The organism is Burkholderia sp. LS-044 (assembly GCF_004803625.1).
GTDB lineage: Bacteria > Pseudomonadota > Gammaproteobacteria > Burkholderiales > Burkholderiaceae > Burkholderia > Burkholderia cepacia.
The window spans coordinates 265,644-290,100 of the sequence record NZ_SSWO01000003.1 but is presented as its reverse complement, the minus strand read 5'-3'; the positions used below and the strand labels follow the sequence as shown (position 1 = coordinate 290,100).

Here is a 24,457-nt window from a genome sequence, read left to right as displayed (position 1 = left end):
TGATGATCCTCATCCTAGGGCGGACATAAAGATTGTCAACAATTCTTTTCCGGCATTGCGCACAATCTGCGTGCATCGACGCGACCCCGTTCGGTGCATGATGCGTCGAATCCATGCACGACAAGGCCGAGACGTACGACGGAGGCCCTTCTCGTCGTATACCCTTCCGGCCTTTTTGTTGACAAAACTGGTGCAAAATTCGGCGACTGCGCTGTAGATGTCGACGAAAAAACTTGATCGTTAGTTGCGCGCTTACCTAAAGAAAAAGGCGGGAAACCCGCCTTTCGATCGATCGCGCCCATCTCAGCCGAGGTGCGGATAGTCGGACAGCGTGAGCCGGAAACCGTGCGCATTCGCGACCAGCTGCGCGTGCGCGCCGAACGGCAGCGTCAGCAGGTCGGGCACGTGGCCGAACTGGAGCCCCGTGACGACCGGAATCCCGACCACCGCGCGCACCTGCTCGATCATCGCCTGCATGTCGTAGCCGTTGTCGTACTCGAACGGCCGCGCACCGGTGAACTGGCCGAGCACCAGCGCCTGCTGGCGTGCGAGCAGCCCCGACAGGTGCAGTTGATAGATCATCCGTTCGATCCGGAACGGCTGCTCGTTGACGTCCTCGATGAACAGGATGCCGCCTTCGATGTCGGGCATGTACGGCGTGCCGACGAGCGACGAGAGGATCGCGAGGTTGCCGCCCCACAGCGTGCCCGTCACGTTCACGCTCTGCACCTGCGGCGCGTCGGCGACGATCGTCGTGCTCGGCTGCGTCAGCGTCTGCCAGAAGTGCTGCATCGTGAAGTCGCTCGGCGTTTCCGCGCCGAAATCGGCGGACAGCATCGGGCCGCCGAACGTCTTGATGCGTGCCTTCGCATACAGCGCGAGCTGGAGTGCCGTGAAGTCGCTGTGGCCGACGAGCGCGACCGGCTGGTCGCGCAGCCTGCGTTCGAGCCCGCGATAGTCGAGCCCGTGCAGGATACGCGCGGCGCCGTAGCCGCCGCGCACCGCCAGCGCGATGTCCGGCAGCGGCCGCTCGGGATCGGCAAGACGGTTCAGGTCGCCTGCCCGCTCGCCGTCGGTGCCGCCGAACCGCTGGAAGCGCCGCTGCGTCGCCTCGATGTTCTCGATGCGGTGCTGTGCGGTGCTGAGGCGCTCGAGCGCGCGGTTGATCGCGTCGGGGTCGTGCGGATAGCCGGACGGCGCAAGCAGCCGGATGGTGTAGGACGCGGCGGGCTGGAAGGACATGGCGAAAGGTGTCGGGTCGTCAAACCTGCTTAGAGGGTCTGAACCGTCTCCGGTTCACGAAGCCGTGCACGCCCGGCTCGGGTCGGGGCGGCGGGCGCGCCTATGACGCGCCGGATTCGGCGTCGCGGGCCAGCCGCGCTTCGCGCAGCGCGCGACGGCGCTCGGCGAAGAACGACTTCAGCGCGGCGCCGCACTCGTCGGCGAGCACGCCGCCGGTCACTTCGGTATGGTGGTTCAACTGCGGATTCGCGAACGCGTCGATCACGCTGCCGCAGGCGCCCGTCTTCGGATCGGCGGCGCCGTAGACGACCCGCGCGATACGCGCATGCATGATCGCGCCCGCGCACATCAGGCACGGTTCGAGCGTCACGTACAGCTCGCAGCCGGGCATCCGGTAATTCTGCAGATGCTGCGCGGCCATGCGCAGCGCGGCCATTTCCGCATGGGCCGACGGGTCGTGCCCGCCGATCGGATGGTTGAAGCCGCGCGCGATCACTTCGTCGCCGCGCACGAGCACCGCACCGACCGGCACTTCGCCGGCCGCGCGCGCCTCTTCGGCGGCGGCCTGCGCGAGACGCATGAAATGCAGGTCGCGCGCCGATACGGGCGCAGCTTCGGGAACGGGGGAATCGGCGGCGGGTTCGGCCGCCGGGGTGTCTGCCGGGCGGGCTGCGTCGTGCAGCGCGTCGGACGTCACATCGGCCCCGCTTCGGCGGACGCTTCGTCGAGCCCGCGCTCGCACAGGCGCTCCGCGATGCGCCGGCAGTAATCGCGCGGCATCACCATCGGGCCGCCGCGCAGCGATTCGAGCGCCATGTCGAGCGCGAGGATCTTCGCCTGGAGCCGGCACCGCGCGGCACGGTCGCTGACCGCCTGCACTTCGTCGTGCAGGTTGCGCAGCGCGCGCAATTGCTCGACGGCCGGCGGCACGAAGCCCGCATTCTTCAGGATACGGTTGGCCACCCGCACCTCCTCGGGCACGAGCAGGTCGTCATCCAGCGCCTGCGGCGCGCCGGTACCCGGCAAATCGTCGAACTCGCCCCGCGCGGCGGCGGCGGCAATACGTTGTTCGACCAGGGCGTCAAGCAATCTCATCAGTCAATCGGAACAATGCGGCAGGCCGAATTCTAGCAGGGTGACGCGGGTATGACAGGCCCTTCGAATATATGCTCGACATTGCATTTTTAGGGGCCGAATCGCGGCGCATGCGTGCCGATCGGCATCATTTGCCGCGCTGCTGCGCCGCAGCGGGCTGCAGGCTGTCCAGACACCCGCGAACGGACGCAATGCCGGCCCCGTTTTTTGTCAGTGACGACGCGGGCCGAGCCGCGCCGATACGGTGAAATTCAGGCCGCCGTGTTTCCGCCGCCGGGTCACGCGGCCACCGTTTCCGGCCGCGCTTTCGCGAACGGGCGGAACATCATCGCCATCAGGAACGCGCCGACGCCGATCGCGAACGAACCGACGTACAACCAGCCATAGCTGCCGAACGTATCGACGATCAGGCCGCCGGCCACGGGGCCCGCGGCCATCCCGAGGCTGCCGGCCATCGCGCAGCCGCCGATCACGGTGCCCATCATCCGCAGCGGGAAGTTCTCGCGCGCGAGCACCGAATACAGCGGCATCACGCCCGCATAGATGAAGCCGAACAAGGTCGCGACCGCGTAGAACCCGTCGAGCGTGCGCACGAAGTCGTACCCGAGCGCGCCGAGCGCCTGCGCAAACAGCCCGGCCACCAGCGTGCGCTTCGCGCCGATGCGGTCGCCCAGGATCCCGAACGCGATCCGGCCGCCCATGCCGGCGAGCCCTTCGACGCTGTAGATCGACACCGCGACGATCAACGGAATCCCGCAAGTCACCGCGTAGCTGACCGTATGGAAGATCGGGCCGGAATGCGTCGCGCAACAGAAGAAGTTGGTCAGCAGCAGCACGATGAACTGCGGCGAACGCAGCGCGTGCGCGACCGACATCGCCGCGGGGTCACCGGCCGGCGCAGGAGCCGCGGAGGCCGCCGGGGCCGCATGCGCGCCGTCGAGCGCGGGCGCCCGGCGCACCAGCAGCGACACCGGAATCATCACGACGGCCGCCAGCGCCGCAATCAGCAGCATCGACGTGCGCCAGTCGCGCACCGACACGAGCCACGCGGCCAGCGGGGCCATCGTCATCGGCGCCATTCCCATGCCGGCCGACACGAGCGACACCGCCAGGCTGCGGTGCGTGTCGAACCAGCCCGTCACGCATGCCATCATCGGCGCGAATATCGCGGCCGTCGCACCACCGACGGCGAGGCCGAAAGTCAGCTGGAACGCGAGCAGCGACGGCGCGCGGCTCGCCAGCGCCAGGCTTGCCGACAGCAGGACGGCCCCCGTCATGACGACCGGGCGCGTGCCGACGCGGTCCGACAGGCTGCCCCACCCCATGCTCGCGAAGGCCATCGCGATGAAGCCGAGCGTCATCGCGCCGGAAATGCCGGTCATCGACCAGCCGGTGTCGCGCGCGATCGCGCGCAGGAAAACGGGCAGCGAAAACATCGCGCCGATGGCGATGCAGCCCATCAAGCCGCCCGCGGCGACGATGACCCAGCGGTATCGGGAATCCGGCATGGGAGGTCTCCTTTTCGTTACGGCACTCCTCGGTACCCGGGCGCTACCCGCAAGGTGCAATGCCCGGTCGACATGGATACGACGGGCGACGCATCGGGAAATCGACACGCGCGGCACATGCGCCCGCGAATTTCCTTGATTGTCCGCCGCTCCACTTCGCCCGTCATGGGTGGATCGGATCGACACCTCACGCCGGATCGTCCGTCCGGTCCGCCCCTGCCGCCGTGCTTTTCCGGAATCGGAAAGTCGAAATCAGAAATCGTTGGTTGGGACGCGCGATCGCGCTGACTACACTCGAGCTATCTTGTCATAACAAGTTGATCGATGACCTCACCCAACGTCGTGCCGCTGTCCGCGGCCCCGCTCTACGTGCAGATCAAGGACACGCTGCGCGCACGCATCCTCGACGGCACCTATGCGCCGCACAGCCGGATGCCTTCCGAGCACGAACTCTGCGCGGCGTTCGGCGTCAGCCGGATCACGGTGCGCCAGGCGCTCGGCGATCTGCAGAAGGAAGGACTGCTGTTCAAGCTGCACGGCAAGGGCACCTTCGTGTCGAAGCCGAAGGCATTCCAGAACGTGACGTCGCTGCAGGGCTTCGCCGAGGCGATGTCGTCGATGGGCTACGAGATCGTCAACCAGGTGCGCAGTGTCCGCACCGTCAAGGCCGACCGCCATCTCGCAACGAAGCTGAACGTGCCGGAAGGCGCACCGCTCGTCGAGATCCACCGCGTGCGGCTGCTGAATCGCGAGCCCGTGTCGCTCGAACAGACCTGGGTGCCCGAGGCACTCGGCAAGCGCCTCGCGGGTGCCGATCTCGCGACCCGCGACATCTTCCTCGTGCTGGAAAACGACTGCGGCATTCCGCTCGGCCATGCCGACGTGTCGATCGACGCGATCCTCGCCGACGACGAGATCGTCGATGCGCTGCACGTCGAGGAAAGCAGCCCCATGCTGCGCATCGAGCGCCTCACGCATGACGCGTCGGGTGCACCGATCGACTACGAATACCTGTACTTCCGCGGCGATGCCTTCCAGTACCGGCTGCGCATCGACCGGCAAAAACCGCGCAAACCTGCAAGGAAACAACGATGACTACCCATGTGCTCGAATACGACATCGTCGTGGTCGGCGGCGGCACGGCCGGCCCGATGGCGGCGATCAAGGCGAAGGAGCGCGACCCGTCCCTGCGTGTGCTGCTGCTCGAAAAAGCCAACGTGAAACGCAGCGGCGCGATCTCGATGGGGATGGACGGCCTGAACAACGCGGTGATTCCCGGGCATGCGACGCCCGAGCAATACACGCGCGAGATCACGATCGCCAACGACGGGATCGTCGACCAGGAAGCCGTGTACGCGTATGCGACACACAGCTTCGCGACGATCGAGCAGCTCGACCGCTGGGGCGTGAAGTTCGAGAAGGACGGCACCGGCGACTACGCGGTGAAGAAGGTCCATCACATGGGTTCGTACGTGCTGCCGATGCCGGAAGGACACGACATCAAGAAGGTGCTGTACCGGCAACTGAAGCGCGCGCGCATCGCGATCACGAACCGGATCGTCGCGACGCGCGTGCTGACCGACGCACAGGGCCGCGCGAGCGGCGTACTCGGCTTCGACTGCCGCACGGCCGAGTTCCATGTGATCCGCGCGAAGGCCGTGATTCTCTGCTGCGGCGCGGCCGGCCGCCTCGGCCTGCCGGCCTCGGGCTACCTGATGGGCACGTACGAGAACCCGACCAACGCGGGCGACGGCTACGCAATGGCCTATCACGCCGGTGCCGCGCTCGCGAATCTCGAGTGCTTCCAGATCAATCCGCTGATCAAGGACTACAACGGCCCCGCGTGCGCGTACGTGACGGGCCCGCTCGGCGGTTTCACCGCGAACGGCAAGGGCGAACGCTTCATCGAATGCGACTACTGGAGCGGCCAGATGATGTGGGAGTTCTACCAGGAACTGCAAAGCGGCAACGGCCCCGTGTTCCTCAAGCTCGACCATCTCGCGGAGGAAACGATCCAGACCATCGAGCAGATCCTGCATACGAACGAGCGACCGAGCCGTGGCCGCTTCCATGCGGGGCGCGGCACCGACTACCGCAGCCAGATGGTCGAGATGCACATCTCCGAGATCGGTTTCTGCAGCGGCCACAGCGCGTCCGGCGTGTACGTGAACGCACGCGCGGAGACGACCGTGCCCGGCCTCTACGCGGCCGGCGACATGGCGGCCGTCCCGCACAACTACATGCTCGGCGCATTTACGTACGGCTGGTTTGCCGGGCAGAACGCGGCCGATTACGTGGCCGGCCGCGAGCATGCGCCGGTGAACGACGAACAGGTCGCCGCCGAACGCAAGCGCGTGCTTGCCCCGCTGCTGCGCGAGCGCGGCCTGGCACCGGCGCAGGTCGAATACAAGCTGCGCCGCATGGTGAACGACTATCTGCAACCGCCGAAAGTGACACGCAAAATGGAAATCGGGCTGCAGCGCTTCGATGCCATTACCGAGGATATCGAAGAGATAAAGGCAAGCCATCCGCACGAACTGATGCGCGCCGCCGAGGTGCGCGCGATCCGCGACTGCGCGGAAATGGCCGCGCGCGCGTCGCTGTTCCGCACCGAGAGCCGCTGGGGGCTGTACCACCATCGCGTCGACTTTCCGCATCGCAACGACGCCGAATGGTTCTGCCACACCTGGCTGCGCAAGGACGCCGACGGCGCGATGCGCAGCGAGAAGCGCCCGGTCGAACCGTACGTCGTGCCGCTCGCCGACGACGATCGCGGCGCCTACACGAATCTGCGCATCCGCGAACCGGCCGCGCTCGCGGCCGCCCTCTGAGGAGCCCTACCGTGCCCCATACCCCGCACGACATCTTCCTGCGCAGCAGCGCGCCCGTGACGATCGACGAGGAACGCTGCATTGCCGACAAGGGCTGCACCGTCTGCGTCGACGTGTGCCCGCTCGACCTGCTCGCGATCGACGTGACCAAGGGCAAGGCCTACATGCAGTTCGACGAATGCTGGTACTGCATGCCGTGCGAGCGCGACTGCCCGACCGGCGCGGTCAAGGTCGACATCCCTTACCTGCTGCGCTGAGCGCGCGCGCGGCCGGTCGTCGTCGTGCCGCCCGCGCGGGCCGTGCATCGACGACGTGACGGCCGGGCCGGCGTTCGCCAGGTTCGCGCCGCCATGCCGCGCCGCCCATGCATCGCGCTGCGCGAGCAGCGGCTTTTTCACCGAACCGATCCTTTGCCCATGACCGCTTTCTCCTTCACCGCCTCGCTGCCCGGCACGCACGATCCGGATCGTGCCGCACTCGCCCTCCGCCTCGCCGCGCCCGACGCATCCGTGCGCCGCATCGCACTGATCGAGCTTGCCGATCTCGAGGAATCCGATCTGGTGCCGTCATTCGTTGCGGCACTGTGCGACGATCCGTCGGCCGACGTACGCAGCGAGGCTGCGCGCGTGCTCGGCGCATGGGAACAGCCCGACGTCGTCGACGCACTGTGCGGCGCATTGCTCGATCCGGACGAAGGTGTACGCGCCACCGCCGCGCAGAGCCTGTCCGAACTGAAGGACGCGGCATCGGGTGCCGTGCTGTGCCGATGGGCCGACCGGCCCGAGTCGTTCGTGCGCCGTGCCGTGCTGCGCGGATTGCGCGAGTTGCGCGACCCCGGCGCGTTCGCGCCCGCGCTGCGCGCACTCGATGCCGAACACGCCGCCGTGCGCGCCGAAGCCGTCGCGGTACTCGGCTGGCTCAGGGATCCGCGTGCGCTGCCGTCGCTCGCGTGCATCGCGACCACCGATGCCGCAGCGGACGTGCGACGCGCCGCGGTCGGCGCGATCGGGTTCGCGACACCCGACGATGCGGCCACCATCGACGCACTGCTCGCCGCGCTGCGCGACCGCGAATGGCAGGTGCGCGAGGAAGCGGCCACGACGCTCGGCAAGTTGCGGGTCGCGGCCGCGCGCGACCCGCTCGCCGCCGCGCTCGACGACGACTACTGGCAGGTGCGCTTGCGTGCCGCGCGTGCGCTCGGGCAACTGCGCGATGCTGCGGCGGCGCCGGCCGTCGCCGCACTGCTGTCGCATGCGATCAGCAACCTGCGCAAGGAAGCCGCGCTTGCGCTCGGTGAATTGCGCGACCGCGCGACGTTGGCCGCGCTCACCCACGCGCTGGAGGATCACGATCCGGAAGTGCGCAAAGCCGTGCGAATCGCGATCCGGCAAATCGACGAGGCGTCGCGATGATCGCGCCGACCGAAATCGCGCTCGATCACGCTGCACGCACGTTGACGCTCCGCTGGCCGGACGGTCGCACGCAGCGCATCGGCTATGCGCGGCTGCGCCGCGATTGCCCGTGTGCGGAATGCCGAAGGATCCGGCTCGACGGCGGTCGTGTCGATGCGCGGCCCGACCTGACGCTGGCCGGCCTCGAAGCAGCCGGCTACGGCATCCGCGCCCTCTTCGGCGACGGCCATGCCCGCGGCATCTATCCGTGGCCGTTTTTGGCTGACATGGCTGACATTGCTGACAGGGCGGACACGACGGCGCGGCCGTGACGTGGCTCCCGCGGGTGCGCGGACGACATGGCAGACGTGCGGAAACGCTGCGATACTGACGCCCACGATCGTCTCCACCCACCGTGGGAGTCAGAACATGCAAACCGCAGTCGGATTCATCGGCCTCGGCGTGATGGGCACGCCGATGGCGCTCAATCTCGCGCGGGCCGGCACGCCGCTCGTCGTATGGAGCCGGTCGCACGGCAGCGACGATGCGTTGCGCGACGCCGGCGCACGCGTGGCCGAGCACGCCGACGACGTGTTCGCCGCCTGCTCCACCGTGATCCTGATGCTCGCGAACGACGCGGCGATCGACGCCGTTCTCGCGCGCGGCACGCCCGGTTTCGCTACCCGTGTCGGCGGGCACACCATCGTGAACATGGGCACGAACGCTCCCGGGTATTCGCGCGCGCTGGCCGATGAAATCGCCGCCGCGTCGGGGCGCTACGTCGAAGCGCCGGTGTCGGGTTCGCGCAAGCCGGCCGAAGCCGGTCAACTCGTCGTGATGCTCGCCGGCGCGCCGGACGAAGTCGACGCCGTCCGCGCGCTCGTGAAGCCGCTGTGCCGCGACAGCTTCGTGTGCGGCGACGTACCGTCGGCGCTGACGATGAAGCTCGCCGTGAACCTGTTCCTCATCACGATGGTCACCGGCCTGACCGAAGCCACGCATTTCGCGCAAAGCCACGGTATCGATCTCGCCCGCTTCGCCGACGTGCTGAACGCGGGACCGATGGCGAGCGACGTGTCGCGCGTGAAACTCGGCAAACTCGTCGCAGCGGATTTCTCGGTGCAGGCCGCGATCACCGACGTGCTGAAAAATGCGCGCCTCGTCGCGGAATCCGCGCGCGGCGCCAACATCGCGTCGCCGCTGCTCGACATCTGCCACGCGCTTTACGGCGAGACCGAGCAGGCCGGACATGGCGCGGACGACATGGTCGCCGTGATCCGCGCAATCGAGCAGCGCACGCACGACGCGCGGTAAATCGTCACCGGCCGCCCCCTCGACCACGCGCACGCATCGATCCGTCATGTCCGACTCGCCCCGCTCCCCGACCGGCGTCATCGCCTCCATACGCCCCGTTCCCGCCGTGATCGGCATCGTCCTGCGGGAACGCGACGTGCTGCTGGTGCGCCGCGCCAATCCGCCCGATGCGGGCTGCTGGGGCTTTCCTGGCGGCAAGATCGAAGCAGGCGAATCGATTGCGAGCGCGATCGTGCGCGAGATCGTGGAAGAGACGACCGTCGACGTCGAGGCACTCGACGTCTTTACCGCGCTGGATGCCTTCGATTACGATGCCGGCGGCAACGTGCACCAGCATTTCGTCATGGTCGCGGTGCTGTGCAACTGGTTACGCGGCACACCTGCTGCCGGCGACGATGCGCTCGACGCGCGCTGGTTCGATCTCGACGAGCTCGACCGCGACGATTTGCCGATGAGCGCGGGCGTTCGCGACGTCGCGCGACGAGCGATCGAACGTGCAGCGAGCCTCGGCGACGCACGGCGTCCGGCCATTCCCTGAACAACGCCGTCTGCCCGCATCCCTTGCGAGCGTCCCGATCGCGGCCATGACGGTGTCGGCGGGCCGCCGACCTTCAAACTACAAATCAAGACAGGTCAAACCATGATCAGAATTCGCAAGTCCACCGAGGCCGACGGCGCACGCGTGCTGGATATCTGGCGCAACGCGGTCGACGCCACGCATCACTTCCTGAGCGACGACGACCGTCGCGCGATCGAATCCGAAGTGGTCGGGTTCCTGCCCGGTGCACCGCTCGATCTCGCCGTCGACGAGGCCGACCATGCGATCGGCTTCATGCTGCTCGACGGCAGTCACATGGAAGCCTTGTTCGTCGATCCCGCGCACCATGGGGCAGGCGTCGGGCGCCTGCTCGTAGAAGACGCACTCACGCGTCATCCCGACCTGTCGACCGACGTCAACGAGCAGAACGAATCGGCAGCGCGATTCTATGAACGGCTCGGCTTCGAGCGCTGCGGGCGCTCGGCGCTCGACGGACAAGGACGGCCGTATCCGCTGATTCACCTGCGCCATCGCGCGGCACCGCCCTCGGCGCCTCGGCACGCATGACCCGTCTGGCCAGGGCGGGAGATCGCGCCGCCCTCTACGTCACACGCACGGCACATGCGAACGCGGCTGCGTACTACCGAGTCCGCGCCCCGCATGCCGCGCGTGCACCGGTACGCGTGCCAGGTGACGCATCATGCGCGACGCATCGGCAGCACGCGTTCGACCATTGAAAAAGCGCGCTGCATGAAGCCGTTGAACCGGTCGGCGTCGCGCCGCAGCCCTGACTGCTGCCCACCGATCAGGCACAAGTGCACGGCCTGCCCGACGATCTCGGCCTCGCCCGGCGTGCGCACCAGCCGGCGCGACGTATCGATCGCAAACGCGAGCCGCACCGCGTCGACACGCTGCTGGCATTCCGCGACCAGCGGATCGTGCAATGCCCAGGCACGGATCGCAATTTCACGCCCTGGCCGTTTCTCGGCGGCAATGCGCAGGTAGCGCAACAGCGTGTCGCCGGCACCGTGGCCCTCCGCCGCATACGCCAGCATGCGCGCGGTGTAGTCGTCCTCCCACGCGGTCAGCAGCGTCCTGACGAAGTCCTCGCGATTGCGGAAGTGGTGATAGAACGATCCGCGCGTCACGTTCAGCCGACGCGCGAGGCTCTCGGCCGAAATCCCCACATACCCCTCTCCGTCGAGGGCGTCGAAGCCCGCGGCAATCCAGTCGTTTCGCGTCAGTGTGCTCATCGTCTTCGCCATACAGGCTGTGTATGGTGCGGCATGGACAGATAGGCTGCGAACTCTATCACGGCCGCCGCCGCTTCCGGCAGCGCGCCATTACGTAAGGAGTCCGCCTTGAAAGACATCGCGCTCATCGCATTCGACCGGTTCACCGATATCGACCTGTTCCTGATGTGGGACATTCTCGGTCGCAACAGCAAGGACTGGCGCGTCCGGATCCTGGGTGCGCAGCCGGTGCTGCGTTCCGCCCAGGGTCTGGCGATCCCGACGCACGGCCCGCTCGCCGACGCCAATCGCGCCGACGCGGTCCTGTTTTCGAGCGGCAAGGAAGGTGTACCGGCCGCGCTCGCCGATCCTGATTTCCTGCCGTCGTTCGATCTCGATCCCGAACGCCAGCTTGTCGGGTCGATCTGCGGCGGCGCCTTCATTCTCGAACGGCTCGGGCTGCTACCGCAGCGCCGCGCGACGACGCACCCCGAAGCGCGGCAGGGTTTGCAGGCAGTCGGGCTGCAAGTGATGGACCAGCCGCTGGTGTGTCACGGCAACGTCGCGACCGCGGGCGGATGCCTTGCGTCGCTCTATCTGACGGGATGGCTGGTGGAATCGATGTTCGATGCGGACAAGCGGCGCGAGACGCTGCTGCCCGTGCTGCCAGCCGGGCAACGGGAGATTTTCGAAGCGCTGATCGAGTTCAGTCTCGGGCAGGGTGCGGGACGCGCCACGGGCCCGATCCGGATCGTCGAAGGCGGAAACGGGATTGCGGCATGACGCGCGGATCGATGGTCTGCCGCTAGCCTGCACCCTTCTGCATCGTCGCGCCTCGTGCGTCCTGCCAGGCCAACGGCGAATCGGGACGCATTCGCGGGCGATCCCAGGCATCGATCGGATCGGCTTGCGCCGCACGGACGGTTGTTTGCCGGGCTGAACGAGTCCGTCGTGGGCCGGGAAATGCTAACCTCTCGGCCTCTCTGAACGACACCGCGTGAAGCAACAGGATTCGACCATGCAAACCGTTGCGGTACTGGACTTCGAAACAACCGGACTTTCGCCGAACCTGGGTGATCGTGCGACCGAAATCGCCGTCATCCTCCTCCGCGACGGACAAGTCGTCGATCGTTTCCAGAGCCTGATGAATGCAGGCAGACGCATACCGTCGGACGTCGTCGCGCTGACCGGCATCACGAACGAGATGATCGCATCGGCGCCGCCGGCATCGAAAGTCATGAAGGAAGCGGCTGCGTTCGTCGGCAAACACGCGGTCGTCGCCCACAACGCCGGTTTCGACAAACGGTTCTGGCAGGCGGAACTCGGGCTGCTTGGCATGACGGCCGAGCATGCCTTTGCCTGCACGATGCTCGTGGCGCGGCGCATTTACCCGGACGCGCTGAGCCATCGCCTATCGAGCCTCGCGGACATGCTGCGATTGCCGAAATCGGGACGGGCGCACCGGGCGATGGTCGATGCCGAAATGGCCAGCCACCTGTGGTGCAGGCTGCAGCAGGACATTGCCCGGACTTACGGGCTGGATCGTATCGATCACGCGCTCATGACACGTGTCCAGGCAACGGCGAAGGCGAAAGTGCCGATGTACCTGCGCTCGCTCGCGGGCGCGCATGCGTGAGAATCGGTCGACGGCCGCGGGCGATCGCTGTCAGGCACATGACGGATTGCCGCATCACGCGTGCCACGCGACGTTTCATGACTCGGGCAGCATGTGAGCGCAAAACGGCTTGGGAATCTCCCGACACGAATTGAAAAAAGGCCATGCAGTCGCATGGCCTTGGTCAACTATTGCCGCAGGTACTGAAAAATCGTTATCAGGTGCCTCAGGCGAAAACGGCATTCAGCGTTGCAAGAATTGCGGTCTGGCTGCCCCCTGCCAACGGAACCGTCACCGTAGATCCACTGAAGCCGACCACGCTTTGTCCGGCCGGAGCAGACTGCACGAAACCATTCCGGGTGGTTGAGCCGGCCATACTGCCGAACGGGCCATAAGTGGCTCCGCTTTTCCCGGTCAACGTGAGTTGCAAAACACATTGCCAGCCGTACCACACGCCCGTGTAGCCGGAAATGGACACGATCGGATCGTCAAGCGGAATATTGATGACCTGGGCAGTCCCGCTGTTTCCGCCGTGTTGCAACAAGGTGAATATTCCGGTTCCCGTTCCCTGGGTGCCGGTGTTATATGGCCCCGTCCCGGTATTGACGGCCTGAACCGCGTTGAGTACGTCGCCTGACCGGATCGTCACTCGGGTTAGGTTGGGATTACCTGCGGCGCTGATAATCGATGTGTCGTCGAAGGCGTTGCTGGTGGGCGGATTTCCGAGTTGATCGAGAATCATGAACTGCGCCTGCTCGAACTGGAAGTTTCCCGAATTGAAGCGCCAGACGAAAATATCCTGATAATCGTACCGCGTACCCCCGGAAGAAAAACCTTCCGAAACCATGCTCCAGACCTGTTGCGCACTGGCATTGGGGGCGGAATTTCCCGGTTCGAACTGAGCGCCATAGCCAATCCTGGACGGCGATATGCCGGCATCAAGAAAATCCGATAGCGGCGTGCCGTCGTAGAATTGCGGAGAGACAAAATCGAACTGACTATTAACCGTAGCGTAATCAATCGAACTGGTCGGCCATGCGGGCGTGAATGACAGATAATATTTCACTGGCTGCCGATCGAATTCGGCGCGAATTGCAGAGAACAGAATCTGAAACTGCGTTCGTGTCATTTTATCGGAAACATCGCCTTCCCAATCGATATCCAGGCCATTCATTCCATTATTCTGGAGATATGTCACCAGATTATTCGCAAAGTTGGCCGCCTGCGTTTGCGGATCTCCACCTCCCGAGAAAACCGCCGCCAATGTATTGGCGCCGGAATACACCATCGTGGCCAGAAATTTAATTCCAGGATTCACCTGACGCGCATCACGGAGTACAAAATTCAAATAATCCTGATTGGTCAACCCACCCGAATGCGACGCGTTGCCGATCTGGATCGTGGAACTCTGTGCGGCGGGAACGACCTCGAAAAAAGCAATACCAAGAAAATTTGCACTGTCGTAAACCTTGCAATCGATCAGCGATTGATAGCAACTTTCGGGACTGTTGTAGTTGGTTTGTGGCGGTTCGTCTTCGTTCAAGAAAATCCACGCATTGATGCCGTTTTGTAGGTTTGCCATTTTTCTTTCCTGTGACGTAGCGTTTTTTGGCGGTGGCGCGCGACGCTGCAACTACAGTAGAAGGCCACCAAATACCACGGCCAATTGACCATGGCGCATCGGCAATGCGGTCACGCCCGGAGACGACACAGCCCCGCAATGAACCAAGGCGTTCCACGTTGCTGAAGACCATTATAGGAAGTGGCGAAAGATAAAACCGTGCAGATTGCGTGAAAAAATATCGATCCTTTGGAGAAACGCGCGACATCAATTCGACGACAAAATCCCTGTCGAGCGCAACAATGCGCTTTCTGATTCGCCATTCCGGCTTCATTACGCCAACTGGCGACGCATTCAGTGAAAGGCTTCAACACGGCGCGCGGCCGCCATCGTTTCCCTTCACTCAATAATGCTGGCAATCGTATCGAAGAAAGGAAATATGCCCGCCGGAGATACTGCGACATGCACACCGTCGCGGTCGGCGATCTTGTACAGGGCTGTACGGGATTTAAAAGGATTGCGGAATGCGAATTCAGTGAGCCTCGTTTTTTGTTCTCGCGAGATTGGTACCGCTTTTACCGTTACCAATCACGAGCCCTCGATGTGCCCGCAAACCCGCATCGCGTCCCGCATTCCGGAAGGATTTTTACTGCCACGACTGAATCCCGTTGCCGGGAGATTATCGAGTCGCAATCGTGCATTCGGCTACTGCCCGCCCCACTGTCACTTGCAGCGCATACGCGGCGGGCAGTCTCCGGATTCGTAGAAACTTCGTTTCTACGTCAATGGCTTACAACCATGCGGATCGCAACGAAAACCCTGCAAGGTCCTGCGCAAGCCAATGATTCAAGAGGAGCTTTTTACCGCTCACTCCCACTCGATCGTCGCCGGCGGCTTGCCCGAGATGTCGTACACGACCCGGTTGATCCCGCGCACCTCGTTGATGATCCGGTTCGACGCGCGGCCGAGCAGCGCGTACGGCAGGTGCGCCCAGTGTGCGGTCATGAAGTCGGTCGTCTGCACGGCGCGCAGCGACGTCACGTAGTCATACGTGCGGCCATCGCCCATCACGCCCACCGACTTGACCGGCAGAAACACCGCGAACGCCTGGCTCGTCAGGTCGTACCAGGTCTTGCCGACATCGGCTTCGCCGCACAGGCCGGCAGCCGCATCCTGCGCGGTCGCGGTCGTGTTGCGCAGTTCCTCGATGAAGATCGCGTCCGCGCGGCGCAGCAGGTCCGCGTATTCGCGCTTCACTTCGCCGAGAATCCGCACGCCGAGGCCCGGGCCCGGGAACGGATGGCGGTACACCATCTCCGGCGGCAGGCCGAGTGCGACACCCAGCTCGCGCACTTCGTCCTTGAACAGGTCGCGCAGCGGCTCGAGCAGCTTCAGGCCGAGCGTTTCCGGCAGACCACCGACGTTGTGGTGGCTCTTGATCGTGGTCGCCTTCTTCGTCTTCGTGCCGCCCGATTCGACCACGTCCGGGTAGATCGTGCCCTGCGCGAGCCACTTCGCCTTCGACAGCTTCTTCGCCTCGGCCTGGAACACCTCGACGAACTCGCGGCCGATGATCTTGCGCTTCGCTTCCGGATCGGTCACGCCGGCCAGGTGGCCGAGGAACTGCTCGGATGCGTCGACGTGCACGACCTTCGCATGCAGGCGGCCTTCGAACATGTCGAGCACCATCTTGCCTTCGTTGAGGCGCAGCAGGCCGTGGTCGACGAACACGCAGGTCAACTGATCGCCGATCGCGCGATGGATCAGCGCGGCTGCGACGCTCGAATCGACACCGCCCGACAGGCCGAGAATCACTTCCTCGTCACCGACCTGCTCGCGGATCTTCGCGACGGCTTCCTCGATGTGGTTCTTCATGATCCAGTCGGGCTTCGCGCCGGCGATCTGCAGCACGAAGCGCTCGATGATCTGGCGGCCCTTCACCGTATGCGTGACTTCCGGGTGGAACTGCACCGCGTAGTACCCGCGTGCCTCGTCGGCCATGCCGGCGATCGGGCAGCTCGGCGTCGACGCCATCAGCGCGAAGCCCGGCGGCAGCTCGGCCACCTTGTCGCCGTGGCTCATCCAGACCTTCAGCATCCCGTGGCCTTCGTCGGTCTTGAAATCCTCGATGCCGTCGAGCAGGCGCGTATGGCCATGCGCGCGCATTTCCGCGTAACCGAATTCGCGGTGGTCGCTCCACTCGACCTTGCCGCCGAGCTGCACGGCCATCGTCTGCATGCCGTAGCAGATGCCGAGCACCGGCACGCCGAGATCCCACACAGCCTGCGGCGCGCGCAGCTGGTGGTCTTCGTACGTGCTCGCGTGGCTGCCCGACAGGATCACCGCCTTCGGCGCGAATTCGCGGACGAAGTCGTCGGACACGTCGTTCGGATGGATTTCGCAGTAGACGTGCGCTTCACGCACGCGGCGCGCGATCAGTTGGGTGACTTGCGAACCGAAGTCGAGAATCAGGATTTTGTCGTGCATGGCTGCGGACGGGATGAAGAGAATAAGAAAAGCAGCGCATCGTTTGCATCATGCGCTGCGTCAAAAGCATGGACAGCGGCGTCGGGCGGAAGGCAGCACGCGCGACGCATGGCCGGTCAATCCTGCATCGGCGGGCGCTCGTCGAGTGCGACGGTGCCTGACGACGATTGGCCGGATGCGGCCGATGACGATGCGGCGGCCGGCGACGGCGCCACGGGGCGGCTGACGACGGGTTCGACACGCTGCGGCGCGGCCGACGACGCTTGCGCCATCGCAGGCTCGTCCGGACGCGACGCCGGCGCGCGCGCCTCGAGCGCCTGCGCTTTTTCGCGCCGGCGCACGGCCGACGCGAGCCGCACGCCGCCGAGGCCGAGCACGATCAGTGCGACACCCGCCACGGCCGACAGCACCCTGCCGGCGGCGGCGAGCGCGGGACCGCTGCCGGTGCCGATCGACCAGACGATCGTCAGCGCGCCGGTCAGCCAGTACACATGGCCGACCGCGCGCGCGACGGGCGCGGTGAGATCCCCGTTGAACGCTGCATGAAACGCGAGCCACGCGAGCCCGAGCAACGCGATGCCGAACGCCTGGCCGAGCATCGCCGGCTGGACGTTCGCGAGCTGCAGCGCGTTGAAGAGCGACTGCCAGGGCGTCAGCACGAACAGCACGCCGAACGCCAGCAGCAGCACGGCATCGATGATCAGCACGGCTCGCAGCAGCGGTTTCATCGGCGATCAGTCCACGTGGTAGTTCGGCGCTTCCTTCGTGATCTGCACGTCGTGCACGTGCGACTCGCGCATGCCTGCCGCGGTGATCTGGACGAATTCGGCCTTGTCGTGCAGTTCGTCGATCGTGCGGCAGCCGCAGTAACCCATGCTGGCGCGCACACCGCCGACCAGCTGGAACAGGATCGCGTTGACCGAACCCTTGTACGCGACACGGCCTTCGATGCCTTCCGGCACGAGCTTGTCGATGTTCGCCGAGTTGTCCTGGAAGTAGCGGTCCGCCGCGCCGTCCTTCATCGCACCGACCGAACCCATGCCGCGATACGACTTGTACTGGCGGCCCTGATACAGGAACACGTCGCCCGGCGCCTCTTCGGTGCCCGCGAGCATGCTGCCCATCATCACCGCATTCGCGCCGGCCGCGAGGGCCTTCGACACGTCGCCCGAGAAGCGCACGCCGCCGTCGGCGATGCACGGCACGCCCGTGCCCTTCAGCGCTTCCGCGACGTTCGCGATCGCGCTGATCTGCGGCACGCCGACACCGGCGACGATCCGCGTCGTGCAGATCGAACCCGGGCCGATACCGACCTTGACCGCGTCCGCGCCGTATTCGACGAGCGCCTTCGCGGCGGCGGCCGTCGCGATGTTGCCGCCGATCACTTCGACGTGCGGGAAGTTCTGCTTGACCCAGCGAACGCGCTCGAGCACGCCCTTGCTGTGGCCGTGTGCGGTATCGACCACGATCACGTCGACGCCGGCCTGCACCAGCAGCTCGACGCGCTCTTCGTTGTCCGGGCCGACGCCGACCGCCGCGCCTGCGCGCAGCTTGCCGTGTTCGTCCTTGCACGCATCCGGGTGCTCGGTCTGCTTCGTGATGTCCTTGACGGTCATCAGGCCGCGCAGTTCGAACGCGTCGTTGACGACCAGCACGCGCTCGAGGCGGTGGCTGTGCATCAGCGCCTTCGCTTCGGCGAGCGGCGTGCCTTCCTTGACCGTGACGAGGCGCTCGCGCGGCGTCATGATCGATTTGACCGGCTCATCGAGGCGCGTTTCGAAACGCAGGTCGCGGTTCGTGACGATGCCGACGAGCTGCGGGCCTTCGACGACCGGGAAGCCCGAGATGCCATGCTGGCGCGACAGCGCGATCACGTCGCGCACCTTCATTTGCGGCGGCACCGTGATCGGATCGCGGACGACGCCCGATTCGAAACGCTTGACCTTCGCGACTTCGCGGGCCTGCTCGGCCGGCGTGAGGTTCTTGTGGACGATACCGACGCCACCCTGCTGGGCCATCGCGATCGCGAGGCGACCTTCGGTGACCGTGTCCATCGCGGCGGACACGAGCGGCATGTTCAGGGAGATGTTGCGGGTCAGCTTGGTCTTGAGGCTGGTGTCGCGCGGGAGAACGTCGGAGAAGGCGGGAACGAGGAGCACGTCATCGAAAGTGAGTGCTTTTTGGATCAGACGCATGGCAAATCCTATGGGCGCAAAAGCGAATTATACGCGAAGCGCCGTGAATTTTCACAACACGAACAACGGCTTAGCCGGTTTCGGCCGTTCGGGGGCCGAATCGTTCGGTTCGCCGTTCGGTTCGTTTTCGATCGTCTTTCGTTTCACCGCCGCATCGAGCCATTCGCGCAACGGGCGGCAATATGGCCCATCGGCCTGTTGCAAACGGGCCACGCAGCCGAAGCAGCCGCGGCGAAGCAAGGCCAGGTAACGCGTCGAATCGGCCTGCCTACCCTGAGTTATAGCAGCCCTGCCGCGCGCGCGATCATCGCGATGCCGCCGCCGACCGCCACGCAACCGGCGATCCGCTCGACACGCCCGCCGGGCGGCCCGAGGCGCTCAGCGGTGATCGCGACCGTCACGGCAGCCATCACGCACAGGTCCATCATGCCGGCCGCCAGCGCGATCGCCATCAGGTTCCCGCAACAGGCGCCGCAGTGCATGGCGCCCCGCACGCCGTGCCACCATGCCGCACCGGCAACTGCCGACGACCGGTGTGCGTCGCCTGCCGCATGCCGGCAGCACGCCAGCCGCCGGGCCTTCCACGCGGAAAATTGCAGCATGCCCGCAACCGACACGACCGCGCCGGCCGCAAACGGCAGCACGCGGGCAAGCGCCGGCAGCCGTGCGGCGGCGGCCGTCAGCGCGGCGCCAGCCGGAAACACGAGCGCCCCGAGCGCCATCCACACCGCGAAGTACCCGGCGCCCGCCACGACGACGAGCCAGGCGGAACGCGCCGTCGCCATCGGGCCGATGCGCTGCCGGTATCGCCAGAGCATCGGCGCCAGCACCGGCAGCATCATCGTCACCGTCATCGCGCCCCACATTCCGGCGAACGCCGCGAATGCGCGTCCGGCGCTTCGGCCGCACGGCTGCAGCCATGCGGCCGAAGCCATCCAGCCGCCGGCCATCGGTTCGCGGCCCATCGCGGCCATCGACGCATGCTGCGCCACGGTCGCGAGCGCGGCAACGGCGAACACGGCCACGAGCGCCGCGCCGAAGGCTCGCGGATCGGGGCCCGCGTCGCCGGCCGGCGGCCGCGCCATCGCCCGCACCGCCCGCCCCCGCCCGTCGCCGGCGCGCTCAGCCGCGTGCGTACTCGTCATGACGGCGCCACCACGGGCCGGCCTCGTTGCGTCCGCGCGGCGCGCGATCGAGCCACTGGTACATCCCCCACAGCCCGTCGAGCCCGCGTGCATAGGTGGAGTACGTGTGATAGACGACGCCGTCCTCGCGCACGAACGCGCTCATCCCCGGCCGGTCGAGCGAATACGTGAGCGCATCGGTGCCGCACGTCGCAGCGAACTGCACGACGGGTGCCGGCGGCGGATCCATGTCCATCGCGTGACCGGCCAGCGCGTAGTTGTATTCGACGGCGCCCGCGCGCTGCTGCGTTTCGGTGAACGACACATTGAAGTCGAAGTTGAAATCGCTGCCGACCGACGACGCCCACGGGAAGCGCCACCCCATCCGCTGCCGGTAAGCGAGGAGTGTCGCGAGCGGCGCACGCGACACGGCGGCGAGCGTCACGTCGTGGTTCGCCAGGTGCACGGCGAAGCCGTCGAAACCGTCGGCGAGCGCCGAACACGACGGGCAGCCTGCCTTGTAGTCGGGGCCGAACATGAAATGATAGACGAGCAGTTGCGAACGGCCGCGAAACAGGTCGCCGAGCGTGGCCTGCCCGTCTTCGGTGTCGAACCGGTAGGTCTTGTCGACGCGTACCCAGGGCAGCGCCTGGCGCCGCCGCGCGAGTTCGTCGCTTTGCCTCGTCAGCGCCTTTTCCGCGTCGAGCAGCGCGCGCCGCGCGGCCAGCCATTCGTCGCGCGTTCCGGTGAGATGGGTCGTCATTGCGAGTTCCTCCTTCCGATGGGTAGCCGGGCACGGCGTCCGGTGCCGTGTGCGTGGTGCTAGATTAGTGGCGGGCATCGGGCCGGAGGGAGTGACAAGTGTGTCGGGATTCGGATGGATTCGCTGATCACGGCGGCCGCGCGCGCGCTCGCGGCCGGTGACGCGCTCGGCGCGCTGAACCGCGTCGCGCTGCGCGACGACGCGCCGGCGCTCGCGCTGCGCGGGATCGCGATGGCGCAGCTCGGCGATTTCGAACGCGCGCGCGCACTCGTGCGCGGCGCCGCACGCGCGTTCGGCCCCCGGGAGGCCGTGGCGCGTGCGCGCTGCGTCGTCGCGGAAGCGGAGATCGCGCTCGCATCGCGCGACTTGCGCTGGCCGACACGCGCGCTCGATGCCGCCTGTGCGACGCTCGACGCGCACGGTGACCGCGCGAACGCCGCGCACGCGCGCTATCTCGGCGTGCGCCGGCTGCTGCTGGTCGGCCAGCTCGACGACGCCGAACGGATGCTCGCGAATCTCGATCCCGCACCGCTGCCGGCTGCATCGCGCGCCGCCCATGAGCTGATCGCGGCCGGCATCGCGATGCGCCGCATCCGCACGCAGGCGGCTCGCGCGGCGCTCGTGCGGGCGCGCGCGGCGGCCCGCGACGCCGGCATCGCCGCGCTGACGGCCGAAATCGACACCGCGGCACGCGTGCTCGACGCACCGGCCGCGCGCCTCATCGCGCGCGGCACGTCGCGGCTCGTGCAGCTCGACGAAGTCGAGACGCTGTTCGCGTCGAACGCACTCGTCGTCGATGCGTGCCGCCACACGGTACGCGACGCGCGCACGACCGTGTCGCTCGCGCGACGGCCCGTGCTGTTCGTGCTCGCCCGCGCGCTCGGCGAGGCATGGCCGGCCGACGTGTCGCGAAACGCGCTCGTCGCGGTCGCGTTCCGCGCGAAACACGCGGACGAATCGCATCGCGCGCGCCTGCGCGTCGAGATCGGCCGGCTGCGCGCGGTGCTGCGGCCGCTCGCAAACATCGTCGCGACGCCGCGCGGCTTTGCGCTCGAACCGCTCGGCGTACGCGAGACCGTCGTCCTCGCGCGCCCGGTCGACGATCGCCACGCAGCCGTACTCGCGCTCCTCGCCGATGGCGAAGCATGGTCGAGCTCCGCGCTGGCGCTGGCCCTCGGCGCGAGCCAGCGCACCGTGCAGCGCGCGCTCGACGTGCTCGCCGAAGCCGACAAGGTCCAGGCGCTCGGCCGCGGCCGCGCGCGCCGCTGGATGACGCCGCCGCTGCCCGGTTTCGCGACGACCTTGTTACTCCCTGCCCCGCTGCCGGGAGATTAGGATGACCTCACCGAACGACGAGGCGACGAACATGAAACGCTCCAGTGCAGAGATTCTTCGCGAATACGGCCCGTTTCCCGGCGTCGACGGCGTACACGGCGTCACGTTCGACGGAAAGTACGTGTGGTACGCGTCCGGCGACAAGCTGAATGCGCTCGACCCGGAGCGCGGCACGACCGTCCGCTCGATCGACGTCGCCGCGCATGCGGGCACGGCGTTCGACGGCCGCCACCTGTACCAGATCGTCGAGGACCGCATCGAGAAGATCGACCCCGAATCGGGCCGCGTGCTCGCGACGATTCCCGCTCCCGGCGGCGGCGGCGATTCGGGGCTGGCATGGGCCGAAGGCGCGCTGTGGGTCGGCCAGTACCGCGATCGCAAGATTCATCAGGTGGATCCGCAGTCGGGCGCCGTGCTGCGCACGATCGAGTCGAACCGCTTCGTCACCGGCGTGACGTGGGTCGACGGAGAGCTGTGGCACGGCACCTGGGAAGCCGATCAGGCCGACTTGCGGCACATCGATCCGCACACGGGCCGGGTGCTCGAGCAGATCGACATGCCGGCCGGCGTCGGTGTGTCGGGGCTCGAATCCGACGGCCACGACCGCTTCTACTGCGGCGGCGGCAACAGCGGCACGCTGCGCGCCGTGCGGCGGCCCGCGCGGGTGCGGGCACCGGGCGGCGGTGCGGCGGCGCCCGATCCGGCTGACGACTGATCCGCCGCCTGCCGCGATCGCTGCTGCGCGCGGCGCGCCCACCCACCGGCCTGCACCGAGTGCAGGAATGAACAAGACGACGCCGCGACGGCGTCGCTAAGATGCGCGCTCATCAGTCACGTGTTCGGAGCAGTCGATGCAGCGCGGTGTGGTCTATGGTGTCCTGGCAGGTGCCCTGTGGGGCATGGTGTTTCTCGTTCCGCGGCTGCTGACCGACTTCTCGCCGCTGCTGCTGAGCGCCGGCCGCTATGCGATGTACGGTCTCGTGTCGCTCGCGGCCGCGCTGCCGGCGGCCCGCTCGCTGCTCGCGCGGCTGACCCGCGAGGATCTCGTCGCGCTGGTCAGGCTCGCCGTCATCGGCAACGTCGCGTACTACATGCTGCTGTCCGGTGCGGTGCACCTGATCGGCATCGCACCCAGCTCCCTGATCGTCGGCGTGCTGCCCGTCACGGTGACGCTCGCAGGCCTCGGCGACCACGGCGCCGTGCCGTTGCGCCGGCTCGCCGCCCCGCTGGCGCTGGTGATCGCGGGCATCGTCTGCATCAACGTCGACCTGTTCACGTCCGAGGCCGCACATGCGACGACGCTCGGCCAGAAACTCGCCGGCATCGCCTGCGCGGCGGGCGCGCTCGCGAGCTGGACCTGGTATGCGGTCGCGAACGCACGTTATCTGCAGCGCCATCATCGTTTCGGCGGCAACGAGTGGTCGGTCTTGTGGGGTGTCGTGACGGGCCTGATCGGCGGGCTCGTCTGGATCGCGATCCTCGCGCTGCCGGCCGGCACGCTGCAGGAAGCGGTGCCCGCGTCGCGCTGGCAATTGTTCTGGCTGCTGAACCTCGTGCTCGCGATCGGTGCGTCGTGGCTCGGCAACGGGCTGTGGAATGCCGCGTCGAAGCGGCTGCCCCTCACGCTGTCGGGCCAGCTGATCGTGTTCGAAACCGTATTCGCGATGCTTTACGCGTTCGTGTACGACCAGCGGATGCCGCATGCGCTCGAGATCGCCGCGCTGGTGCTGCTGCTCGCCGGCGTCTATGGATCGGTGCGCCGGCATGGCGACACGCCCGCCGGCGGCGGGACGGCGGGAAGCGCGGCGGCAAACGCACCGGCAAACGCGAATGCCGCAGCCCATTGAACGCCGCGGCGTTTGCTCAGACGAATCGAGCTGAAGGACGCGGATCGCTCCGCGTCAGCGCGCGTCCTTGTGCATCCACTTGCGGCCCTCGATGGAGCCGTCGCGGCGCGACTTGTCGACGCGACGCTGGCGCGCGAGTTTCGGATCGACGATCAACGGGCGGTAGATCTCGACGCGGTCGTGGTCGGCGAGCAGCGTGTCGAGCGGCGCAAGCTTCCCGTACACGCCCGTCTTCGCGTTCGCGAGATCGATTTCCGGATGCAGCGCGAGCACGCCGCTCGCATCGATCGCCGAACGAACGGTCGCCCCTTCGGGGAGCGACAGCGGAATCAGCGTCTGGCGATCCGGCAGCGCGTAGCAGACTTCGATCGACAGCATC

25 protein-coding genes are annotated in these 24,457 nt (G+C 66.7%); 13 read left to right on the top strand and 12 right to left on the bottom strand.

Annotated features, from left to right (window positions below; translation table 11 throughout):
- Positions 1-303: 303 nt before the first annotated feature.
- The 4 genes from ldcA to E9536_RS09740 form a co-directional block, all read right to left on the bottom strand.
- A complete protein-coding gene (gene ldcA, locus E9536_RS09755) occupies positions 304-1,242 on the bottom strand; it encodes a muramoyltetrapeptide carboxypeptidase (RefSeq protein WP_027787124.1) in 939 nt (312 codons plus the stop codon).
- 100 nt (positions 1,243-1,342) lie between these two features.
- Positions 1,343-1,939: a tRNA adenosine(34) deaminase TadA gene (tadA, locus tag E9536_RS09750; RefSeq protein ID WP_021160355.1), complete on the bottom strand. Its 597-nt coding sequence runs from the start codon at positions 1,937-1,939 to the stop codon at positions 1,343-1,345.
- The gene (locus E9536_RS09745; protein ID WP_006478536.1) at positions 1,936-2,337 is read right to left on the bottom strand and encodes a DnaJ family domain-containing protein; all 402 of its coding nucleotides are present in this window, start codon (positions 2,335-2,337) and stop codon (positions 1,936-1,938) included. Before E9536_RS09745 ends, tadA begins: the two co-directional genes overlap by 4 nt.
- Positions 2,338-2,615: 278 nt before the next feature.
- The gene (locus tag E9536_RS09740) at positions 2,616-3,845 is read right to left on the bottom strand and encodes an MFS transporter (protein ID WP_027787123.1); all 1,230 of its coding nucleotides are present in this window, start codon (positions 3,843-3,845) and stop codon (positions 2,616-2,618) included.
- Positions 3,846-4,169: 324 nt separating this feature from the next.
- On the opposite strand from E9536_RS09740, the gene E9536_RS09735 reads away from it, so the two are divergent.
- The 8 genes from E9536_RS09735 (at position 4,170) to E9536_RS09700 (ending at position 10,486) form a co-directional block, all read left to right on the top strand.
- Complete coding sequence (locus tag E9536_RS09735) at positions 4,170-4,940, top strand: GntR family transcriptional regulator (protein ID WP_136469788.1); 771 nt, start codon at positions 4,170-4,172, stop codon at positions 4,938-4,940.
- Positions 4,937-6,676, top strand: coding sequence for a fumarate reductase/succinate dehydrogenase flavoprotein subunit (locus E9536_RS09730; RefSeq protein WP_027787121.1), 1,740 nt, complete (start codon positions 4,937-4,939; stop codon positions 6,674-6,676). The genes E9536_RS09735 and E9536_RS09730 overlap by 4 nt, the downstream gene beginning before the upstream one ends.
- Positions 6,677-6,687: 11 nt before the next feature.
- Positions 6,688-6,933: a ferredoxin family protein gene (locus tag E9536_RS09725; protein ID WP_006764074.1), complete on the top strand. Its 246-nt coding sequence runs from the start codon at positions 6,688-6,690 to the stop codon at positions 6,931-6,933.
- A 159-nt stretch (positions 6,934-7,092) separates the two neighbouring features.
- The gene (locus E9536_RS09720) at positions 7,093-8,088 is read left to right on the top strand and encodes a HEAT repeat domain-containing protein (RefSeq protein ID WP_136469787.1); all 996 of its coding nucleotides are present in this window, start codon (positions 7,093-7,095) and stop codon (positions 8,086-8,088) included.
- Positions 8,085-8,399: a DUF971 domain-containing protein gene (locus E9536_RS09715; RefSeq protein WP_136469786.1), complete on the top strand. Its 315-nt coding sequence runs from the start codon at positions 8,085-8,087 to the stop codon at positions 8,397-8,399. The genes E9536_RS09720 and E9536_RS09715 overlap by 4 nt, the downstream gene beginning before the upstream one ends.
- Before the next feature lie 97 nt (positions 8,400-8,496).
- The gene (locus tag E9536_RS09710; protein WP_136469785.1) at positions 8,497-9,381 is read left to right on the top strand and encodes an NAD(P)-dependent oxidoreductase; all 885 of its coding nucleotides are present in this window, start codon (positions 8,497-8,499) and stop codon (positions 9,379-9,381) included.
- A 46-nt stretch (positions 9,382-9,427) separates the two neighbouring features.
- Positions 9,428-9,919 carry an NUDIX hydrolase gene (locus E9536_RS09705; RefSeq protein WP_136469784.1) on the top strand — a complete coding sequence of 164 codons (492 nt, stop codon included), beginning with the start codon at positions 9,428-9,430 and terminating at the stop codon, positions 9,917-9,919.
- Between the two features lie 102 nt (positions 9,920-10,021).
- Positions 10,022-10,486: an acetyltransferase gene (locus tag E9536_RS09700; protein ID WP_059694677.1), complete on the top strand. Its 465-nt coding sequence runs from the start codon at positions 10,022-10,024 to the stop codon at positions 10,484-10,486.
- Between the two features lie 131 nt (positions 10,487-10,617).
- Here E9536_RS09700 and E9536_RS09695 read toward each other — a convergent pair whose 3' ends face one another.
- Positions 10,618-11,172 carry a TetR/AcrR family transcriptional regulator gene (locus E9536_RS09695; RefSeq protein WP_136469783.1) on the bottom strand — a complete coding sequence of 185 codons (555 nt, stop codon included), beginning with the start codon at positions 11,170-11,172 and terminating at the stop codon, positions 10,618-10,620.
- Positions 11,173-11,280: 108 nt separating this feature from the next.
- On the opposite strand from E9536_RS09695, the gene E9536_RS09690 reads away from it, so the two are divergent.
- Together E9536_RS09690 and E9536_RS09685 are read left to right on the top strand one after the other, a co-directional pair.
- A complete protein-coding gene (locus E9536_RS09690) occupies positions 11,281-11,934 on the top strand; it encodes a DJ-1/PfpI family protein (protein WP_060170412.1) in 654 nt (217 codons plus the stop codon).
- A gap of 235 nt (positions 11,935-12,169) precedes the next feature.
- Positions 12,170-12,787: a 3'-5' exonuclease gene (locus E9536_RS09685; RefSeq protein WP_059494117.1), complete on the top strand. Its 618-nt coding sequence runs from the start codon at positions 12,170-12,172 to the stop codon at positions 12,785-12,787.
- A gap of 205 nt (positions 12,788-12,992) precedes the next feature.
- On the opposite strand, the gene E9536_RS09680 is transcribed toward E9536_RS09685, so the two are convergent.
- From E9536_RS09680 to E9536_RS09650, 6 genes are all read right to left on the bottom strand, one after another.
- The gene (locus E9536_RS09680) at positions 12,993-14,348 is read right to left on the bottom strand and encodes a glycosyl hydrolase family 18 protein (RefSeq protein ID WP_136469782.1); all 1,356 of its coding nucleotides are present in this window, start codon (positions 14,346-14,348) and stop codon (positions 12,993-12,995) included.
- 846 nt (positions 14,349-15,194) lie between these two features.
- Positions 15,195-16,814 carry a glutamine-hydrolyzing GMP synthase gene (guaA, locus tag E9536_RS09675; protein WP_027787108.1) on the bottom strand — a complete coding sequence of 540 codons (1,620 nt, stop codon included), beginning with the start codon at positions 16,812-16,814 and terminating at the stop codon, positions 15,195-15,197.
- Between the two features lie 116 nt (positions 16,815-16,930).
- Entirely contained in the window at positions 16,931-17,542 is a 612-nt protein-coding gene (locus E9536_RS09670; RefSeq protein ID WP_027787107.1) for a hypothetical protein, read from the bottom strand.
- Positions 17,543-17,548: 6 nt separating this feature from the next.
- Positions 17,549-19,009 carry an IMP dehydrogenase gene (gene guaB, locus E9536_RS09665; protein ID WP_027787106.1) on the bottom strand — a complete coding sequence of 487 codons (1,461 nt, stop codon included), beginning with the start codon at positions 19,007-19,009 and terminating at the stop codon, positions 17,549-17,551.
- A gap of 278 nt (positions 19,010-19,287) precedes the next feature.
- Positions 19,288-20,094 (bottom strand): DUF2182 domain-containing protein, encoded by an 807-nt coding sequence (locus E9536_RS09655; protein ID WP_136469867.1) that lies wholly within the window; start codon positions 20,092-20,094, stop codon positions 19,288-19,290.
- A 37-nt stretch (positions 20,095-20,131) separates the two neighbouring features.
- Positions 20,132-20,896 (bottom strand): DUF899 domain-containing protein, encoded by a 765-nt coding sequence (locus E9536_RS09650; RefSeq protein ID WP_060084322.1) that lies wholly within the window; start codon positions 20,894-20,896, stop codon positions 20,132-20,134.
- Positions 20,897-21,010: 114 nt separating this feature from the next.
- Between E9536_RS09650 and E9536_RS09645 the strand changes: the two genes are divergently transcribed.
- From E9536_RS09645 to E9536_RS09635, 3 genes are all read left to right on the top strand, one after another.
- Positions 21,011-22,231, top strand: coding sequence for a helix-turn-helix domain-containing protein (locus E9536_RS09645; RefSeq protein WP_136469781.1), 1,221 nt, complete (start codon positions 21,011-21,013; stop codon positions 22,229-22,231).
- Positions 22,232-22,262: 31 nt separating this feature from the next.
- Complete coding sequence (locus E9536_RS09640; RefSeq protein WP_136469866.1) at positions 22,263-22,946, top strand: glutamine cyclotransferase; 684 nt, start codon at positions 22,263-22,265, stop codon at positions 22,944-22,946.
- Positions 22,947-23,082: 136 nt separating this feature from the next.
- Positions 23,083-24,078 carry a DMT family transporter gene (locus tag E9536_RS09635; protein ID WP_136469780.1) on the top strand — a complete coding sequence of 332 codons (996 nt, stop codon included), beginning with the start codon at positions 23,083-23,085 and terminating at the stop codon, positions 24,076-24,078.
- A 54-nt stretch (positions 24,079-24,132) separates the two neighbouring features.
- Here the strand turns inward: E9536_RS09635 and E9536_RS09630 are convergent, their stop codons facing one another.
- The gene (locus E9536_RS09630) at positions 24,133-24,456 is read right to left on the bottom strand and encodes an RnfH family protein (protein ID WP_021159122.1); all 324 of its coding nucleotides are present in this window, start codon (positions 24,454-24,456) and stop codon (positions 24,133-24,135) included.
- Between the last annotated feature and the right edge of the window lies 1 nt (position 24,457).

What these genes read in the sequence shown, in the direction of transcription:
- ldcA (WP_027787124.1), bottom strand. Translation starts at nt 1,242, where the DNA reads ATGTCCTTCCAGCCCGCCGCGTCCTACACCATCCGGCTGCTTGCGCCG.
- E9536_RS09745 (WP_006478536.1), bottom strand. Translation starts at nt 2,337, where the DNA reads ATGAGATTGCTTGACGCCCTGGTCGAACAACGTATTGCCGCCGCCGCC.
- E9536_RS09740 (WP_027787123.1), bottom strand. Translation starts at nt 3,845, where the DNA reads ATGCCGGATTCCCGATACCGCTGGGTCATCGTCGCCGCGGGCGGCTTG.
- E9536_RS09735 (WP_136469788.1), top strand. Translation starts at nt 4,170, where the DNA reads ATGACCTCACCCAACGTCGTGCCGCTGTCCGCGGCCCCGCTCTACGTG.
- E9536_RS09730 (WP_027787121.1), top strand. Translation starts at nt 4,937, where the DNA reads ATGACTACCCATGTGCTCGAATACGACATCGTCGTGGTCGGCGGCGGC.
- E9536_RS09720 (WP_136469787.1), top strand. Translation starts at nt 7,093, where the DNA reads ATGACCGCTTTCTCCTTCACCGCCTCGCTGCCCGGCACGCACGATCCG.
- E9536_RS09715 (WP_136469786.1), top strand. Translation starts at nt 8,085, where the DNA reads ATGATCGCGCCGACCGAAATCGCGCTCGATCACGCTGCACGCACGTTG.
- E9536_RS09710 (WP_136469785.1), top strand. Translation starts at nt 8,497, where the DNA reads ATGCAAACCGCAGTCGGATTCATCGGCCTCGGCGTGATGGGCACGCCG.
- E9536_RS09705 (WP_136469784.1), top strand. Translation starts at nt 9,428, where the DNA reads ATGTCCGACTCGCCCCGCTCCCCGACCGGCGTCATCGCCTCCATACGC.
- E9536_RS09700 (WP_059694677.1), top strand. Translation starts at nt 10,022, where the DNA reads ATGATCAGAATTCGCAAGTCCACCGAGGCCGACGGCGCACGCGTGCTG.
- E9536_RS09695 (WP_136469783.1), bottom strand. Translation starts at nt 11,172, where the DNA reads ATGAGCACACTGACGCGAAACGACTGGATTGCCGCGGGCTTCGACGCC.
- E9536_RS09685 (WP_059494117.1), top strand. Translation starts at nt 12,170, where the DNA reads ATGCAAACCGTTGCGGTACTGGACTTCGAAACAACCGGACTTTCGCCG.
- E9536_RS09680 (WP_136469782.1), bottom strand. Translation starts at nt 14,348, where the DNA reads ATGGCAAACCTACAAAACGGCATCAATGCGTGGATTTTCTTGAACGAA.
- guaA (WP_027787108.1), bottom strand. Translation starts at nt 16,814, where the DNA reads ATGCACGACAAAATCCTGATTCTCGACTTCGGTTCGCAAGTCACCCAA.
- E9536_RS09670 (WP_027787107.1), bottom strand. Translation starts at nt 17,542, where the DNA reads ATGAAACCGCTGCTGCGAGCCGTGCTGATCATCGATGCCGTGCTGCTG.
- guaB (WP_027787106.1), bottom strand. Translation starts at nt 19,009, where the DNA reads ATGCGTCTGATCCAAAAAGCACTCACTTTCGATGACGTGCTCCTCGTT.
- E9536_RS09655 (WP_136469867.1), bottom strand. Translation starts at nt 20,094, where the DNA reads ATGGCGCGGCCGCCGGCCGGCGACGCGGGCCCCGATCCGCGAGCCTTC.
- E9536_RS09650 (WP_060084322.1), bottom strand. Translation starts at nt 20,896, where the DNA reads ATGACGACCCATCTCACCGGAACGCGCGACGAATGGCTGGCCGCGCGG.
- E9536_RS09645 (WP_136469781.1), top strand. Translation starts at nt 21,011, where the DNA reads ATGGATTCGCTGATCACGGCGGCCGCGCGCGCGCTCGCGGCCGGTGAC.
- E9536_RS09640 (WP_136469866.1), top strand. Translation starts at nt 22,263, where the DNA reads ATGAAACGCTCCAGTGCAGAGATTCTTCGCGAATACGGCCCGTTTCCC.
- E9536_RS09635 (WP_136469780.1), top strand. Translation starts at nt 23,083, where the DNA reads ATGCAGCGCGGTGTGGTCTATGGTGTCCTGGCAGGTGCCCTGTGGGGC.
- E9536_RS09630 (WP_021159122.1), bottom strand. Translation starts at nt 24,456, where the DNA reads ATGCTGTCGATCGAAGTCTGCTACGCGCTGCCGGATCGCCAGACGCTG.